This window comes from Coleofasciculus sp. B1-GNL1-01, assembly GCF_040220235.1.
GTDB lineage: Bacteria > Cyanobacteriota > Cyanobacteriia > Cyanobacteriales > Coleofasciculaceae > Coleofasciculus.
This window is the reverse complement of sequence record NZ_JAVJTO010000122.1, coordinates 1-17,354: the sequence shown is the minus strand read 5'-3', so window position 1 is coordinate 17,354 and position 17,354 is coordinate 1. Positions and strand designations below refer to the sequence as shown.

General features: G+C 44.4%; 18 protein-coding genes and 1 riboswitch. Of the genes, 11 read left to right on the top strand and 7 right to left on the bottom strand.

The window, feature by feature from the left end:
• The first annotated feature begins 107 nt into the window (after positions 1-107).
• Positions 108-542 carry an FHA domain-containing protein gene (locus RID53_RS29610; protein WP_006103925.1) on the top strand — a complete coding sequence of 145 codons (435 nt, stop codon included), beginning with the start codon at positions 108-110 and terminating at the stop codon, positions 540-542.
• 71 nt (positions 543-613) lie between these two features.
• Here the strand turns inward: RID53_RS29610 and RID53_RS29605 are convergent, their stop codons facing one another.
• Positions 614-961: a hypothetical protein gene (locus RID53_RS29605; RefSeq protein WP_006104062.1), complete on the bottom strand. Its 348-nt coding sequence runs from the start codon at positions 959-961 to the stop codon at positions 614-616.
• A gap of 353 nt (positions 962-1,314) precedes the next feature.
• On the opposite strand from RID53_RS29605, the gene tmk reads away from it, so the two are divergent.
• Both tmk and holB read left to right on the top strand, forming a co-directional pair.
• Positions 1,315-1,980, top strand: a complete 666-nt coding sequence (gene tmk, locus RID53_RS29600) for a dTMP kinase (protein ID WP_446391505.1) — start codon at positions 1,315-1,317, stop codon at positions 1,978-1,980.
• Positions 1,981-2,027: 47 nt separating this feature from the next.
• A complete protein-coding gene (gene holB, locus RID53_RS29595; RefSeq protein WP_446391504.1) occupies positions 2,028-2,960 on the top strand; it encodes a DNA polymerase III subunit delta' in 933 nt (310 codons plus the stop codon).
• Positions 2,961-3,408: 448 nt separating this feature from the next.
• On the opposite strand, the gene RID53_RS29590 is transcribed toward holB, so the two are convergent.
• Positions 3,409-3,537, bottom strand: a complete 129-nt coding sequence (locus RID53_RS29590; RefSeq protein ID WP_446391503.1) for a hypothetical protein — start codon at positions 3,535-3,537, stop codon at positions 3,409-3,411.
• A 48-nt stretch (positions 3,538-3,585) separates the two neighbouring features.
• Positions 3,586-4,044, bottom strand: a complete 459-nt coding sequence (locus RID53_RS29585; protein ID WP_446391502.1) for a hypothetical protein — start codon at positions 4,042-4,044, stop codon at positions 3,586-3,588.
• A gap of 345 nt (positions 4,045-4,389) precedes the next feature.
• On the opposite strand from RID53_RS29585, the gene gorA reads away from it, so the two are divergent.
• A complete protein-coding gene (gorA, locus tag RID53_RS29580; protein ID WP_446391529.1) occupies positions 4,390-5,733 on the top strand; it encodes a glutathione-disulfide reductase in 1,344 nt (447 codons plus the stop codon).
• A gap of 33 nt (positions 5,734-5,766) precedes the next feature.
• Here the strand turns inward: gorA and RID53_RS29575 are convergent, their stop codons facing one another.
• Both RID53_RS29575 and RID53_RS29570 read right to left on the bottom strand, forming a co-directional pair.
• Positions 5,767-6,999 carry a permease gene (locus RID53_RS29575; RefSeq protein WP_446391501.1) on the bottom strand — a complete coding sequence of 411 codons (1,233 nt, stop codon included), beginning with the start codon at positions 6,997-6,999 and terminating at the stop codon, positions 5,767-5,769.
• Between the two features lie 450 nt (positions 7,000-7,449).
• Positions 7,450-7,860 carry a hypothetical protein gene (locus tag RID53_RS29570; protein WP_446391500.1) on the bottom strand — a complete coding sequence of 137 codons (411 nt, stop codon included), beginning with the start codon at positions 7,858-7,860 and terminating at the stop codon, positions 7,450-7,452.
• A 595-nt stretch (positions 7,861-8,455) separates the two neighbouring features.
• Positions 8,456-8,598, top strand: a riboswitch (guanidine-I (ykkC/yxkD leader).
• A 74-nt stretch (positions 8,599-8,672) separates the two neighbouring features.
• Here RID53_RS29570 and RID53_RS29565 point away from each other — a divergent pair.
• The 5 genes from RID53_RS29565 to RID53_RS29545 all read left to right on the top strand — a co-directional run bounded on the left by RID53_RS29565 (position 8,673) and on the right by RID53_RS29545 (position 12,624).
• Positions 8,673-9,866, top strand: a complete 1,194-nt coding sequence (locus tag RID53_RS29565) for an agmatinase family protein (protein ID WP_446391499.1) — start codon at positions 8,673-8,675, stop codon at positions 9,864-9,866.
• A gap of 53 nt (positions 9,867-9,919) precedes the next feature.
• Positions 9,920-10,285 (top strand): hydrogenase maturation nickel metallochaperone HypA, encoded by a 366-nt coding sequence (gene hypA, locus RID53_RS29560; protein ID WP_446391498.1) that lies wholly within the window; start codon positions 9,920-9,922, stop codon positions 10,283-10,285.
• Positions 10,286-10,652: 367 nt separating this feature from the next.
• Positions 10,653-11,345: a hydrogenase nickel incorporation protein HypB gene (gene hypB, locus RID53_RS29555; RefSeq protein ID WP_446391497.1), complete on the top strand. Its 693-nt coding sequence runs from the start codon at positions 10,653-10,655 to the stop codon at positions 11,343-11,345.
• 62 nt (positions 11,346-11,407) lie between these two features.
• Positions 11,408-11,839: a CsbD family protein gene (locus RID53_RS29550; RefSeq protein ID WP_446391496.1), complete on the top strand. Its 432-nt coding sequence runs from the start codon at positions 11,408-11,410 to the stop codon at positions 11,837-11,839.
• Positions 11,840-11,979: 140 nt separating this feature from the next.
• Positions 11,980-12,624 (top strand): Uma2 family endonuclease, encoded by a 645-nt coding sequence (locus RID53_RS29545; protein ID WP_446391495.1) that lies wholly within the window; start codon positions 11,980-11,982, stop codon positions 12,622-12,624.
• A 62-nt stretch (positions 12,625-12,686) separates the two neighbouring features.
• Here RID53_RS29545 and RID53_RS29540 read toward each other — a convergent pair whose 3' ends face one another.
• Positions 12,687-12,884: a hypothetical protein gene (locus RID53_RS29540; RefSeq protein WP_446391494.1), complete on the bottom strand. Its 198-nt coding sequence runs from the start codon at positions 12,882-12,884 to the stop codon at positions 12,687-12,689.
• A 118-nt stretch (positions 12,885-13,002) separates the two neighbouring features.
• Complete coding sequence (locus tag RID53_RS29535; RefSeq protein ID WP_446391493.1) at positions 13,003-14,019, bottom strand: FkbM family methyltransferase; 1,017 nt, start codon at positions 14,017-14,019, stop codon at positions 13,003-13,005.
• 366 nt (positions 14,020-14,385) lie between these two features.
• Here RID53_RS29535 and RID53_RS29530 point away from each other — a divergent pair, with 366 nt between their 5' ends.
• The gene (locus RID53_RS29530) at positions 14,386-16,776 is read left to right on the top strand and encodes a heavy metal translocating P-type ATPase (RefSeq protein WP_446391492.1); all 2,391 of its coding nucleotides are present in this window, start codon (positions 14,386-14,388) and stop codon (positions 16,774-16,776) included.
• A gap of 87 nt (positions 16,777-16,863) precedes the next feature.
• Positions 16,864-17,100, top strand: coding sequence for a hypothetical protein (locus tag RID53_RS29525; RefSeq protein WP_446391491.1), 237 nt, complete (start codon positions 16,864-16,866; stop codon positions 17,098-17,100).
• The last annotated feature ends 254 nt before the right edge of the window (positions 17,101-17,354 follow it).

The window sequence follows — 17,354 nt, the reverse complement described above, 5'->3', positions numbered from 1 at the left end:
TCTTGATACGTTAAGGAAAGATGATTAAGCAGTTTGCTAATGTAAGAAAGCATAGACACAGCGACAGTTAATTAACTGCACTCTCTATCCCTATTTTTCGATGTTCAATGCCTGCAAAATCCAATCAAAACCATCTGTTAATTATTGAAGACGAAAAAGGACGCAAGGAATATACCTTGGAGGAACCCGTCTATTCTATAGGCAGAGATCCGGATGTGGATATTCGTTTGTTCTCACAATTTGTATCTCGCCGACATGCCACTTTAGTGCGGCGAGAACGAGAGGACGGCAGTCTCTACTACCGCATTGTCGATGGTAACCTCAAAGGTAAAGCCAGCGCCAACGGACTCGTAATTAACGGTCGTAAACTTCAAGCCCACGATCTTGAAGATGAGGACGAAGTCGTCTTCGGGCCTCAAGTTAGTGCCAAATATTACATACTCAAGCGAGACTCTGTTCCCACTGGACCTCCCGATGAGTTTGACATCACCCTGATTAGCCCAAATATGATGGGGGGAGATCCAGATGACTGGACACCCTGATTATTAGCCCAACTATGATCAGGGAAATCCAGAGGATTGAAACCAGAGGATTGAAACAAAACCAGAGGATGTCAACCAGCAACACTTTCTAAGAGTTGCCAATGGCGGTTTTGGGCAACCGCCTCTTGAACTTCATAAAACTTATCGTGACAGTGGTTGTCTACCTGTAAGGGCAACTCTTCATTTTTGATCACGAAATTCATGCGAATTTCCTGATCGGTAGCCATCGATTTGTCAATCAAGACTTCCACTGTCACGAGTTTGGCAAAGGCAACATGACCGGGGATCTCCCGTGCCATGATATAGTCTCCCGTGTCATAGATAATGTCGAAATCGCAGGATTGTAAAACCTCAATCAATGATGGTTGAAGGTGATCGGGAGAAACTGCAACCGTAAATGAACAAGTGTAGCGAGCCATATTTAACCCTTGGCGTCAGATAGCTAGATCATTACATAAGATCTATCCAAAGCTACCCACAAGTGGGCATCTGGAGGTACTTACTTCCTGCTTCACTCTGGCTTGTGACAGCACTGAACCAGTCCACAGGCTAACACCACCTGTATGAAGCTTGGTAACCAAGCTCATACAGCGGCTATCTAAAGTCACCTACCTAGCGGCTTTGGCTGGATAGGTATACCAATAAAGTATACATACTCTTGACGGTAGATTCCATCGGGACAAACATCTGCCCATCTTTCACTTTATGCAAGGACATGATTTTGGGTGACAATGGGGAGAGATGTAATCAGATGAGGCGTGGATAAGGGGAAATGCTGATCGTGTTTGAGGGAGTCGAAGGCAGTGGCAAAACCACCCAAATTCAGCGATCGCGCGATTGGTTCCTCAGCAGTGGTGTACTCGACAAACTAAGCAATTACGGCAAACAGCCACCTGTCATCGTTACCCGAGAACCCGGAGGAACCCCCCTCGGCGTCAAACTACGTCAACTTTTGCTCCAAGAACAGTCCTCATCCCTACAACACCGCACCGAACTCCTCCTCTACGCGGCTGATCGATCGCAACATGTTGAAGAATTGTTACAGCCTCAGCTTAACGCCGGGGCGATTATTTTGTGCGATCGCTACACTGACTCAACGATTGCCTATCAGGGGTATGGACGAGGGATTGACCTAGCCCTAATTGAGCAAATCAACCACATCGCCACAGGAGGGCTAGAAAGCGATTTAACCTTGTGGTTAGATGTTGATGTCACCATTGGCTTACAACGGGCAAGAGAACGGGGCGTCGCCGATCGCATGGAACAAGCCGAGTTAGCTTTTCACCAGCGAGTCCAACAAGGGTTTGCCCAGTTAGCCTCCCAGCATCCCCAGCGAATTGTCCGAATTGACGCCAATCAAAGCCCTGACGCCGTGCAATTGGATATTCAGGCTGTGTTACGTCAACGGCTTCAGCAAAAGTATGTCATAGATATTTGACAAATGACAAATGACGTAGCTTGCTTCTCGCGAAGCGAGTATGACAAATGACAATAGTCGGACAACAACAAGCGATCGCACTCTTAGAAGGGGCAATGACAGCCAACCGCATCGCCCCAGCTTATCTGTTTGTCGGTTCTCCTGGAGTCGGGCGGGCTTTAGTCGCCCGGTGGTTCATTGAACGGTTATTTTGTCAAGACATTCCACCCCAGAAGCAACCCTTAGTTAAGAAACGCCTACAACAGGGGAACCACCCGGATCTCCTCTGGGTTGAACCCACCTATCTACACAACGGTATTCGCCTATCCGCCAAAGAAGCCGCAGAAAAAGGACTCAAGCGCAAAACGCCCCCCCAAATCCGCCTGGAACAAATTCGCGAAATTAGCCAATTTTTAGGACGTTCTCCCCTAGAAGCCTCTCGTCAAATTGTGGTGCTGGAACAGACGGAAACTATGGCAGAATCAGCCGCCAATGGCTTGCTCAAAACGCTAGAAGAACCCGGAAACGCCACGTTAATTTTAATCGCGCCCAGTCCCGATGCCTTATTACCCACCTTAGTATCCCGGTGTCAACGAATTCCCTTTTCCCGATTGGCACAAGACGACATGGCACAAATACTACAGCAAACGGGTTATCAGCAGATTCTCCAAGAACCCTCGATATTAGCCATTGCCCAAGGGAGTCCCGGAGAAGCGATCGCGGCGTTTGAACAACTGCAAGCCATTCCCCCAGAATTACTGGCAAAGTTGAATCAATTGCCGAATTCATCCCGTATGGCGCTAGAACTGGCGAAGGAAATTGATAAAACCCTTGATCCCCAAGCTCAATTGTGGTTAGTTGACTATTTACAGCATCAGTATTGGCAACACCAACCCCATACCCGGATCATTCACCAATTAGAACAAGCCCGAACCTACTTGCTTGGATATGCTCAACCTCGATTGGTTTGGGAAGTGACATTCTTAGAGTTAAAGCGTTGATCCGTGTAGTGGCGTGACCCACTTAATTTGATAGATTAGCTTGGGTTCGTAGTAAGGGCTTTAGCCCTCGATAGATTTTGCTGGGTTTCCTATCGTCAACTCACCCTACAACCTATTCCACCATGTTAGCTGTTTCACACCAGTTGAGGAGAGGGCGACCCGAGTCAATTAAGAGGACTGATGTTGTGAATTAAACCAAGCGGGTCGCCCCTACAGAAATACAAAATTAATTTTAATTTCATTCGGGTTTGTCACATTACCTAATTTATAGCACTACGTACTCTAATTAGGACATAAAAGAAAACATTAAATCGCTCAACACCGAGCGAAGCCGAGGTGTTGACCCTGAGCGACTTGTACCGAGCGTGTTACCGAGCGAAGCCGAGGTAGGTCGAGGTGTTGCCCATTGCCCATTGCCCAGCGCGTAGCGCTATGCAATGACCTAATCCTATTCATGTTCATGAGAATGTCCCGACTCTTCTTGGTGGTCTTGTTTCGACTGTTCATGTTCAGTTTCTGCCCCATCATGCTGATGATCGCCAGATTCTGTGGCATCATTAGGGACTAAAAATTGCAATTCTGAGCGAACTTCTGTATGTCTAATTATTCCCCCCTGAAGTCCTGTCTATGACACCAACCCTGTGGCGATGATTGTTACAACTAAAAAACTAATGGGAAACCAATAGGGAGTTTTATTTATCCCTCGAAACAAACCAAATAAGCTCATAATTCCTAATAGTTCTAAGGCGATGAGTGCTTGCTGGGCAATGTTGCTGTGAGCGTGAACCAACGAATGGGAAACGCTAGGAAGAGAAACCACCATTTCTTCTGCTTGCTGCCCTGCCAAAAAAACGGGGATCGTAATTAAGGCAATGATAAAGAAACACCAATAACTTGCCTTTTTAAAATCTTCACTATCTTTGGCTAGGGCATAAATGAGCAGGAGCAAGCCAAATATAGCTCCAACGATGGGAAAATGATTCAAAAGTAAATGGATGTGAGTCCAGCTTAACTTCATAGTTTTTAATTTCACTAAATAAAGGTTGCGAGGGCGACAAAAGGGTTTATAAATTGCAATAAACAAGCCTTGATTCGATTAAAAATGCACTGTTAGAACGGATAAATAGGGTGATGGAAATAAATAATACTTATTCAGTTATTCCTATTTAAGCACAGAATAGTCAGTTGTTTTTCCTTTACATTAATACACTTTTTTTGTAAAAATTAAAAGTTTATTTCATACTATAAAGCTGTTGAGAAAAATAGATCTATCCAAGGAGGTAGATTTAAAAGGCGCTGATAAATTATCGGAATTTTCGTCTATACTTGACTTGACAAAAATCCTCTCAGCAAAGGTTTGCTTTTAGTTCACTGATCAATAAAATGTGAATGAAAAAATAGTGATTGTATTTTTTGAATAGGTTGTATGATGAATTGGGATTACGAACTTTTAGTTATTGGTGCAGGACCCGGTGGTTTAGCGGCGGCTGAAACGGCGGCTGACTATGGGGTTCGGGTGGCGATCGCGGAGCAAGAGCAAGTCGGTGGGACTTGTGTGGTGCATGGGTGTATCCCTGAAAAACTCATGACGTATGCGGCGGGTTTCTCCAAAGTATTTGAACGGGCGGATGAATATGGCTGGGGTCATGTGTCTAAGAACTTTGATTGGTGTCAATTTATGGAAGCCAGAAACCGCGATATTCAGCATCTGTGCCAAATGCATATCCAGAAGCTGGAAAAAGCTGGCGTTGAATTGATCAAAGGACATGCTAAATTCTTAGATGCTCACACGGTAGATATTAATGGACAGGAGTATAAGGCGAATAAAATTTTGATTGCGGTTGGTCGAAAAGCGATCAAACCTGAGGTTCCCGGAATTGAATATGCGATTACGACGCGGAAATTTCTAGAACTGAAGCATCAACCCAAACACTTAGCGATTATTGGCAGTAATTATATTGCTGTAAAGTTAGCTGGGATGATGAATGGGTTGATCTCAAAAGTGACGCTAGTCATATCCGACGATAAAGTTTTGCCCGGTTGTGATCACGCTTTGCGGACAACGGTTCAAGACGAGATGACGCGGTTGGGAATTAGAATTTGCACCAATAGCCAGGTTGAGAAAATTGAGCGGGTGCAAGATTGTCTGAATTTGAGGTTATCGGATAGTAATGAACCCGTCGAGGTGGAGACGGTTGTCTGGATTAGCGATCGCGTTCCTAACTGGGATGGATTGGGTTTAGAGAAAGCTGGAGTTGAGGTTAAGCAGGGAGCGATCGCGGTCGATGAGTACAGCCGTACCAGTCAAGCGAATATTTTCGCCGTAGGTGATTGTACCGCTAGACCCCGGTTCACGCCAGTTGCGATCGCAGCGGGTCGAGCTTTCGCCGATACTGAATTTGGTGATCATCCTCGAACTGTCGATTATGACTATGTTCCCTACGTTGTCTCGTCTCAACCGGAAGCGGCTACTGTCGGGTTAACCGAAGCGCAAGCCAAAGCGCAGTTGGGTAAAGCAGTGCGTTGTTATCAAAAAACATTCCAATCCCTTTTGGATATGAGGGCAGAATCACCGGAACAAACCCTGCTCAAACTGGTGGTTGATGACAACTCAGATCGGATTGTGGGCGCTCAGATGGTAGGAGACTGTGCCTCTGAGATTATTCAGATGATTGCTTTGGCGATTAACGCCGGAGTAACCAAGGCAGATTTTAATCATACGATTGGCATTCATCCTTCCATCGGTGAAGAATTTTTCTGTTTATCACCGTAGGGGTTTGGTTTCCAAACCCCCTCCCAAACTACTCTACTTAATAACCGTAGCAATTAACCCCCCAGCTAACCAGATATAGGAGACAAGAGCTAGCCAAAACAGCACCCGCTCAATGATACTTTTCTTACCACCGCCGTGATGCATTCCACCTTTGTGTTCTTTTTTGCCACCCCAGCGCAGCCAAGCTAGAACCCCGGTGACAGCGAGAAAGGCAAGATTCAGCCAGAAGGTATAGTCAATCGCAAAACGTTGTGTCTCAGCTTGACTCTGCCCAGTGCTTTCTGGCAAAAGCCCGAATAGGGAAAAGCCATAGTGCATAACAATCGCTGTCACCACCAACGCCGCTAAAAAGACACCCAGGATATAGGATGCCATTTTCCAGCCGTAGTATTTAGCATTAATCCGAATTACCGGGAACACAACTAAATCACTAAAAATAAACGCGATCACCCCAGCAAAACTCACCCCATTGGCATAGAGAACCGAAGCCAAGGGAATATTTCCCATAGAACCGATAAACGTGAAAAACGCCGCCACAGGTCCAATGATTGTATTTTCGAGAATCGCCAAAAATCCCGGATTACCATCTTGTCCCGAACCAATAAACAGGAACTGAAAAAACGATCGCGGCACAAATACAGCAATCGCCCCCGCCACAGTAAAGCCGATGGTTACGTCTTTCCAAACCATCTTCCATTCCATGAAATATTTGCGGGCAACCTGTTTCCATCCCTGAATTGTTTGAATCTTCTCTTTCCAGTCGGGAACATCTTCCCCCTCATTTGCCTCGCCTTCATTGTCCCGCAATCGTTTGCGTACTTTTCTAATTAGCTTCGTAGGGCGGGTAAATTTCACAATCAACCACGTAAAAATAATTAGCAGCAGTCCCCCCACATACTCGCCGACGACGAACTGCCAACCGAGGAAAACGGCAATAATAAAACCTAACTCAATAACTAAATTAGTTGAGGCGAGTAAGAAAGCCAGGGAAGGAACAAACCCTGCGCCTTTTTTAAATAATGATTTTGTTGTCGCTAGGGCAGCAAAACTACAGGAACTCGATATAAAGCCGAAAAACGTTCCCAAGGCGACGCTCCCTTTTCCGGCTTTGCCCATGGTTTGTTTCATGCGTTCGCGGGTGACAAAAACCTGGATAGCGCTACTAATCACATAACCCAGAATAAACGCCCATAACGCTTTCCAGAAAAAGCCGAGTGAGGTTAGCACTGCCTCACTATACAATTGCCAAAAGCCTGCATTATTCATGCTAATTTTTTTGTTTTTATCGTCTTTTAACTAGCCAACGGACTTTCCTGATTGATCAGAAATCAACTTTGTTGAGAAAATCCATCAATAGCTAGATAAACTGAAATAGATTCCAGTTATGATGATTACCGTACATTAGGGATCAAGTTATGACATCTAGCTAGGGGAAGATGATGAATCATAGCTAAACTGTTCACTGTTCGGCATTTAAACCATAATGTCAATAAAGGCGCAATCCTTGTAGTGCGAGCATCTTGCTCGCTACTAATAGCATCTTGCTCACTACTAATAGCATCTTGCTCGCTACTAATAGCATCTTGCTCGCTACTAATAGCCAATTTAAATGCATGACAGCTTAATCCATTTAAGTAGAGACCATGGATGAATCCCTTCTACTGAGGTTTATTCAACTTTTCCCGATGCAAAATCGAGGAACAACCTCTCATGTTTTTACACCTTACTAGAAAATGTTTTACTATCACGCGCCCAATAGTCAGAACAATTTTTGGCTTTGATACTAAGAACCATAGAGGGATGGACTGCACAGTTTGGTTCAGCTTGCTGGTTAAAAAACCTACAGTTTGCACAAGGGGGATGTTGATGGTGTTTGAGTAGAGAAAATCTAAAACTGAAGAGTTTCCTCAATTTTGCAGGCTTAAGCTTAAGACCCACTAAAATTAAGCCGATTCCCAAAAAGCTTAAACTGGTAACAAGTGGACTTACTGCGTCTGGAGATGCTTTAGGTTCATTAACAGCGATATCATTCAACGCCACTTTTTGGGAGGAAACCGTTTGCAACTCCTGGTTTTCAACGGTGTTGCTACTGACGAGTGAGCGATAGGGTTGTGGGTTGGTATTCATGATAGTCCTCTAGGGTTTACAACTAATTTTTGACTGTGGCGTCAATATTTAAGCTAACGGAATTGACCTAATTTACCCCCGGAAACTCAATCACCGAGTAACCTGCTGCATAAGTGTTGTGGGGGGTGGGTAGAGAACAGGGGAAGTAGGGGAAGCAGGGGGAATGGGGGAGCAATGATATATTTTCCCTGATAGCGGTGTAAGGGTATGAAAGGGTTTAACCCTATGACATACATTGAAGATGAGCCAATGTCCATCAAACCGCGAACCCACAAATCCGGCTGATTTTAAGGTTGACCTAGATTACTGTCCTCTCGCTTTTTACTGTAGAAAGTTATTGGTGCGATCGCGTCCAACTAGAGAATGAGCTGTAATATCTGACTAAGGGTGGACAACGGTTTCATTTGAGTTGAAGATGAAGCCAATTTAGCCAAAACGCCGGAAGCCCCACGCTGTCACGACGCGCAGCGCTGGGTACGTCACCCAAGGGTAGCCAGTTTACGATTCGCTGATCCAAGCCAATTTAAATGGATTTTTGTAACTTTTCATACATTTTGCTACTATCAGAGAATAGTAATTATAAAGAAAGCAAAATAGAATTAGCTTCTAGGGTTCCGATTTCGGATTCAACCGCTGAAATGACTGGTCCAAGAGAAGCAGGCTACCCAAAAAAGATTTTATCAATCCGCACGGATTACTAAATCAGTAGCCCCACGGCGGGAGAAAAGCCCGGGAGATGTTGGCGAAGGCAAGAGTCGTCACACTTCTGGGTATTTTTCCTGTTTTTTGGTGACATTAATCTGGAGAAATTTATGAGTGAGTCATTTCCATTTCAACGCCCGAATAACAACCCCAATGAATACCCCAGCGAAGCTCAACGTGCTTTAGAACGAGAACAACAGCTTCCTTTAACTGGCTGGCAACAAGAAGTCAACCAAGGGTTAGACTACGGTTTAGAAGCCGCTGAAAGTATCCGCGATCGCACGATTCCTACGTTTTCGCGAGGTGAATTGCCCCACTATGCTGGGATTAATACCTTTATGAAAGCGCCTTATTTAGAAGATGTGCGTCAAGTTGGCAATTATGACGTAGCGATTATCGGGGTTCCCCATGATTCCGGTACAACTTATCGCCCGGGTACGCGGTTTGGTCCCCAAGGGATTCGTCGGATTAGTGCCTTGTATACGCCGTACAATTTTGAATTAGGCGTTGATTTACGAGAACAAATTACCCTCTGTGATGTGGGCGATATTTTTACCATCCCGGCGAATAATGAAAAGTCTTTTGACCAAATTTCCAAGGGAATTGCCCATGTTTTTAGTTCCGGTGCATTCCCGATTATTCTAGGCGGCGATCATTCCATTGGATTTGCCACAGTGCGGGGAATTTGTCGGCATCTGGGGGATAAAAAAGTGGGCATTATTCACTTTGATCGCCATGTCGATACCCAAGAAACCGATCTCGATGAACGGATGCATACCTGTCCCTGGTTTCACGCCACTAATATCAAAAATGCTCCGGCTAAAAACCTAGTCCAACTGGGAATTGGTGGCTGGCAAGTCCCGCGTCAAGGCGTCAAAGTTTGTCGAGAACGGGCTACGAATATTCTCACCGTTACCGATATTACAGAAATGGGATTAGATGCGGCAGCCGATTTTGCCATAAAGCGAGCCACTGATGGGACAGATTGTGTCTGGATTAGTTTTGATATTGATTGTATTGACGCTGGATTTGTTCCCGGAACCGGGTGGCCCGAACCCGGTGGTTTACTGCCCCGTGAAGCCCTCTATCTGCTCAAGAAAATTGTCCAAAATGTTCCGGTTTGTGGGTTAGAAGTGGTCGAAGTTTCACCTCCCTATGATATTAGTGATATGACCTCGCTCATGGCAACCCGGGTGATTTGTGATACGATGGGTCATTTAGTCGTATCGGGTCAGCTTCCTCGCCAGGAAAAGCCTGATTACATTCAAATGAATTATCAAGCTGAAATGGTGGAATGGATTTAATTCATTTAAGTATAAAATGGCAGAAATTGAGAAAATTGGGGGAGGGATAAAGCGTGCATGAAACCGATATGACCAAAGCCTTAATTTTGACAGTCCGCCAATGGTGGGAGGAACAACCCTCTCGTCCGCAAATTGATACGATTCACCTGACAGTGGGGAAATTCACTTGTGTAGAACCTGCTAGTTTGCAATTTGCGTTTGCGGCACAGACTCAAAAGGGTTTTTTAGAGGGGGTAAAATTAACCATTCACGAGACGCCTTTGGTCGCATTTTGCCACGCCTGTCAAGAGGAATACAAACCCGAAATCGGATTGCACTATTCTTGTCCCAGTTGCCAATCTCTGATGGAGGATATTCGTTCGGGACGAGAACTGAAAATCAATCGGATTGAATATGCTCAATCTTGTGTTGAAAGGTAAGGAGGTGGGCAAAATTAAAGTTAACGGTTGAGATGTCATTTGTCATTCGTCATTTGTCATTGGTGATTTGTCATAAGCTGTTCGGCATTTAAACCTTAATGTCAATAATGACGAAATCCTTGTAGTGCGTTAAGCGAAGCCATGCCGCAGGCTTTGCATCTTGCTCGCTACTAATACCCAATTTAAATGCATGACAGCTTACTCGCTTTCCTGGAAAAGCCAGCTACGTCTTATATTATTTTTAATTGAGTTCAAAACCTGATAAAATAGCGAACGAGACGCTCGCACTACAGCGATTCTCTATTGCCCATTGCCTATTCCCTATGAAACCTTTCCCCCCCACAAAACTTATTTAGCCTAACTAACAATGCACCAAACCGTTGAAGCTGCTTTAGAAATTAACTTACTCCACGCTAACCAAGCGGGAGCCAATCACAACCGCGCCCATTTTGATCAGTGGGGAATTACCTGTCTAAATATCATGAGTAGCCCCGGTGCGGGGAAAACAGTGCTGTTAGAGCGTACTTTAGCCGCCCTGAATCCTGACTTAAAAATGGCAGTAATTGAAGGGGATATGACAACTGAATTAGACGCCGAACGGCTGCGTCAATACGGTGTTCCTGTGATTGCGATTAATACCGGACGTTCCTGTCATCTTGACTCAAAAATGGTATCAGGAGGACTTCACACGTTAGCAGCGGAATACAATCCAGCGGAATTGGATCTCGTTTTTGTCGAGAATGTCGGTAATCTGGTTTGTCCGGCTGAATTTGAAGTGGGAGAACATGGCAAGGTTGCACTGATAAGTGTCACCGAGGGAGAGGACAAACCATTGAAATATCCAATCATGTTTCAAGAAGCAGACTGCTTATTAATTAGCAAAATCGACTTAGCCCCTTACCTGGATATTGATCTCAACCGTCTGGAATCTAACGTGCGTCAAATCAATCCCCAGGTTACGATTATTCGGCTCTCGGCGAAAACAGGTGAAGGATTAGATACCTGGTTGACTTGGTTGCGAACTCAGGTCAAAGAATCAAAATCTCTATCTAATGGGTGAATCCTGAACAGGGTTGAATGGGTTACCATTCGAGAGTTCAAGTTCTAAAGTCTCAATTAAGTATGTTCAGGATAATTAATCAAGTTTCGGGCAATTCTCAACAATACCGGGCGAAAAAGATGCTGTCCGTTCTTTTGTCGATGGCATTAGTGGCATTGACTTGGACAGGCACTTTATTTAATCCCATGCCTACAGCCCAGGCTTTAACTGTGAAAATGACACCATTTATCGTTGCTGATAGTAACCCCGTTGACAAAGTATTTGGTTCGGGAACCAGCGACCAAATTCAAGGAAAAGCCAAAGAAGATATTGGCACGGTAGAACGAAATATGGGCAAAGCTAAGGAAGACGTTAAAGGTGCAGCCAAGCAAGTCCAAGGGCGGGCGGAGCAAGATACAGGTCGGGTTAAAAATCGCGCCGACGATGCAGGATCGGATATGGAAAAGGCGTCTGAAAATTTAGGAGATGCGATTAAGAGTTTGTTTGGAGAATAGTAGCTAAGGCGGTTGTCTGAACGAATTAGCTAAAAACTCCTCCAGCAATGGTAATATTAGCGAGTCAATAACGGCTTTTCTGACTTCAGTAGAAACGTTCCAGTAGAGCGTCTCTACTGAATTTGTAATTTTTTGATAGTATGACGACTCTTTCCCCAATTGTTAAACCCGTTAGCCAGATGCAACTAGCACCCGGCAGTGCTGTGACAATTCCTAATGTAAACTGGCAGGAATTTGAGTCTATTTTGTCAGAGTTAGGAGAAAAACGTGCAGCAAGACTTGCTTACAGCCAGGGAACCTTAGAAATTAGGGTTCCTTTACCTGAGCATGAAAAACCGAAGGATATTATTTCAGATATTGTCAAGCTATTGCTTAAGGCGACAAGTAGGCGATATGAACCTTTTGGTTCAACGACGTTTAAAAAAGAGGGTGCAGCAGGCGTTGAACCAGATGCCTGTTTCTATATCCAGAATTATCAACAAATGATTGGTCGTCGCCGACTTGAACCCGATGATCCACCGCCTGATTTGGCAATCGAGTCAGATGTTACCTCGAAAACAACATTGGATGCTTATCAAGCGATTGGCGTTCCCGAAGTCTGGGTTTATGATTGTGGCAAGTTGATAATTTATATTTTAATTGAAGGAGACTATAGACAATCCGATAGTAGTCCAACGTTTCCAGAAATTTCGATCACTCAGGTTATCCCGGCTACCGTAAAACGGTCATGGCAAGTGGGACATGTTCAGGCATTAGAGGAATTTGAAAGCGCGATCGCAAGATGAACGTTGGAGAAGCAGGGCGGTTCAAACCGCAGCTACACAAACTAAACCCGCCTGCGCGGGTTTCACAACCCTTGATTTTTCGGATAGTCCGCGTAGGCGAACTTCGTTTTTAGAATTCCGCAAATTCCATTCGCCAGGGTTTGTTTGAGGTTTTTAAGGAGTGTACTATTTCTCTTATGCTGCTGAGTATGGGAATTATTATCTGGTTTCAGACGCGATCGCATTCCCGGCGCTAATTTTAATTCCTTATAGGGATTCACGAAAATTCCAACATTCCAATAATTTTAGGGACACGGCATTGCCGTGCCCTTTCAATCCCTGATCGTGATTCTTTTGTAGGTTGGGTTGAGGAACGAAACCCAACTCTAGGTTACTAGCTCAATGCAAGCGCAAGCGTTCTTCAACAAAGAACAGACCTAACGAGTTGCATTCGTGACTCGAATCTAGATCATTGTAGTTGAGAGGTATAAAAGCGCTATTTTGGGTACGATGATTCCCCCAAATAAGCTGATAACCCATATCAAAAAGAGGTTTGACTATTTCTTTATTTGAGAGACCAAAGGCATTAACTTTCGAGAGTGAATCGAATTCTAGTAGGAAAAAAGGTTTGGATTTTTCAAGTGTTTTCATTGCTCCGGGGATGATTTTAGCTTGGAAACCTTCTACATCCATTTTAATCAAATCTGGCATTACAGAATTTTCTTCACAGAAATCATCAATTGACCAACAATCTATGTTAAATTGCTTAAAATATTGCTTATACTTAAAATATTTTTTTTTCGGGGTTCGATCCAAAAACTGCTTCAACTTATCTTTGCTCTCCCATAACTTATATGTGCCATAAACTTGCATGTTTTTTAAAATTATCTTGAGACGATCTAAATAGGGATAATTACTAACACTATCAATTTTAAAACCTCGGTTGATTATAGATTTATTTAGTTCCGAGGAGTCAGAAAGTGCATAGTTAAAGGCTTTATTTCGAGATACATCTAGTTGGTGGTTAAGATCGATGTTATGTTTTAGGGAGGCAAACGAAACCGGATTCATCTCAAATGAATAAACTTTTGCGGCATCAAATATTGACAAACATATTAGAGAAAAGTAGCCGTGTAAAGCTCCAACATCAAAGACTGTCTTGATTGATTTTGCTGATGTACATAACGCATCAAAAACAGCAATTGTTCCAGGTTCGTGAATTGCGCCTCCAGAATGTTTAGTACGCATCCATTGAGTAGACATACCCCCAGCCGTTTCTCCGGATTTTACATAGAAATAAACGGGTTGATAAGAATTTAAAACCAGCTTTTGCCTATGGGAATCTTCACTAAAGCTATAGGAGAGGGAACGAAGTGATAAATTAATTTGTTCACACAAGTATTCAGTATGATTCATTAGATTAATTCCTCCAACAATTAAATAAAGTTCGTTGCTAAAAAAATGCACTAGAACACTGGTCTGAGGTTATCGTTCAATTGCTGTACTCATGTCAAGTCCTGTTAATTGCCCATAATACTAATGCTGCAACAGTAAGGGTTTCGGGCTTTTTTATTAGGAGCGATTTGCGGGAGATAATATCACAACTCTAGCCAGTAAGTCCAGCTACCCCCCTATTCCACATCCCTGATTTTTATTTTTCCTTGACTCTCCAGTCTACTGGAGACTTTATCCTATAAATGTACACCCTTCAGACGTGCCATTACCCCTCCTCACTCCCTCACCCTCCGCACCTCCCAAATTGCAGATCTCCAGGAGTCAACCATGGAAACCAGCCATCTACGACTACAAGGAATGGGTTGCGCCTCTTGCGCCGCCACCATTGAACAAGCCATCCAAAACGTTCCTGGCGTTGTTGACTGTAATGTTAACTTTGCCATGGAACAAGGAACTGTAACCTATAATCCCAAAGCGACAAATTTAGACACCATCCAACAAGCCGTCGCCGATGCAGGATATGGGGCGCATCCCTTAGATACCACCCAAATGGGTGAAGACACCGACGCTGAAAAAGAAGCACGGGAAGCCCATCAACGGGATCTCAAACGTAAAGTTATCGTCGGCGGCGTTATCAGCCTAATCCTCGTCGTCGGTTCACTTCCGGCGATGACAGGGTTGCACATTCCCTACTTTCCCTCCTGGCTGCATAATGCTTGGGTGCAACTGGTGTTAAGTACACCTGTACTGTTTTGGTGCGGTCAATCCTTCTTTGTCGGCGCGTGGAAAGCCTTTAAACGCCATGGCGCGGATATGAATACGCTAGTAGCGCTGGGGACAGGTTCGGCTTATTTATATTCTCTCTTTGTTACCCTTTTCCCTGGCTTTTTAATCGCCCAAGGCTTGTCGCCGGATATCTATTACGAACCCGCCGCTGTGATTATTACCCTAATTTTATTAGGGCGACTGTTGGAAAATCGGGCAAAGGGTCAAACCTCAGAAGCGATCCGTAAGTTAATGGGATTACAAGCGAAAACAGCGCGGGTAATTCGGAAAGGTGAAGAGGTTGATATTCCGATTGAACAGGTAATCGTCGATGATATTATTGTCGTGCGCCCTGGGGAAAAGATTCCCGTGGATGGGCAAGTGGTTGATGGTGCATCCACGATTGATGAATCCATGGTAACCGGAGAACCTATCCCGGTGAAAAAACAAGCTGGCGATGAAGTGATTGGCGCTACGATTAATAAAACCGGGAGTTTTAAATTCCGCGCCTCACGAGTGGGGAAAGATACGGTATTGGCGCAAATTGTCAAATTAGTCCAAGAAGCCCAAGGGTCAAAAGCCCCGATTCAGAAACTCGCGGATCAAGTCACAGGCTGGTTTGTACCCGTTGTAATTGCGGTTGCGATCGCGACGTTTGTGATCTGGTTTAATGTAATGGGTAATGTTACCCTTGCCACGATTACTACGGTTGGCGTTTTAATTATCGCTTGTCCCTGTGCCTTAGGATTAGCTACCCCGACATCGATTATGGTTGGTACCGGCTTGGGCGCAGAAAATGGCATTTTAATTAAAGGGGGCGACAGTTTAGAACTCGCTCATAAACTTCAGGCAATTGTCCTGGATAAAACCGGAACGATTACCGAAGGAAAACCCAGCGTAACTGACTATGTTACCGTCAAAGGAACAGCCGATCATCATGAAATAAAACTGCTCCGATTAGCCGCTGCTGTGGAACGGCTTTCAGAACATCCCTTAGCTGAAGCCATTGTTGATTATGCCAAATTACAGGGCGTAGAATTCCCCTTACCCGACGTACAACACTTTGAAGCCGTAGCTGGAATGGGGGTGCAAGGAGAAGTGGAGAATCACTTCATCCAAATTGGCACTCAACGCTGGATGAATGCATTAGAAATTGATACCCAATCCCTACAATCTCAGAAACAAACCTGGGAAGCGGCGACCAAAACAACGGCTTGGATTGCTGTGGATGGTAAGATTGAGGGATTAGTGGGCATTGCTGATGCCATAAAACCTTCTTCTGTGGAGGCGGTAAAGAAACTGCAACGCTTGGGATTGCAAGTGGTGATGTTAACCGGAGATAATCAACAAACAGCAGACGCGATCGCACGAGAAATTGGTATCCAGCACGTCTTTGCCGAAGTGCGCCCGGATCAGAAATCCGATGTCATCCGTTCCCTACAAACCGAATCGATTAAGAAGACTCCACAATCAACAATTAGCCAGGGCTGGTTTAGTGAAATTAGTGGTTTTTTCCTAAACCTTATCGGTAAAACCCGCCCCTACACTATCAACAATCAACATTCAAACCGGATTGTTGCTATGGTAGGCGATGGAATTAATGACGCCCCCGCCTTAGCCCAAGCGGATGTGGGAATAGCTATTGGTACGGGTACGGATGTGGCTATGGCAGCCAGTGATATTACCCTAATTTCCGGTGACTTAAACGGCGTGGTTACGGCGATTCAACTCAGCCACGCCACGATGGGAAATATTCGCCAAAATCTGTTTTTTGCCTTTATTTATAACACCGCCGGGATTCCAATTGCGGCGGGAATTCTTTACCCCTTATTTGGTGTATTACTCAATCCAATTATAGCCGGGGGAGCCATGGCGCTGAGTTCTATTTCTGTGGTCACTAATGCATTACGGTTACGGAATTTTCAGCCCAAACTTATCAGCGATCGCCTGTAGGGGCGACCCACTGAAATCAATAAATAACTCAGATCCATTCAACTTTATCGGGTCGCCCTTTATTAACCTTGAGGAGCAATCAAACCCATGGTAACTAAACCTAAAATTTTAACCTATCTGATTAGTTTAGGACTTATATTCGGAGTTGCTGTTAATCCGGCTATGGCTAAATTGTCAGAACATCAGTCCCAGAAAACGAGCCAATTTAGCAAAATTGAGCAACCGTTACTCCTGAAAGTGGGGGTTACGTTAGGGGGAGTTGTATTAATTGGTGCAGAACTTTGGTGGTTTTTATTCAGCAAACATCAATCCAACAAGTCTTGAGTTAGAACGGCGAGGACAGCGCAACTACAAACCCGTGTTACCCTAGGCGATTTAGCCTTAAATATTTAGGGCTTGCTGCATAAGTGTGTAAGGTAGACTAGATAGGGGTTTCAAGCCATTTTCCGACCCAACAAGTGCAAGGTTTTTACACTATAACCGTCTTGCATCCTGGAATTTTTGCCGACCTCAGCGCCGAATTCTCCCTCGACAGAGGGTTGAAACCATTGCAAGAAAAATCAGGTAATATCCGGAAA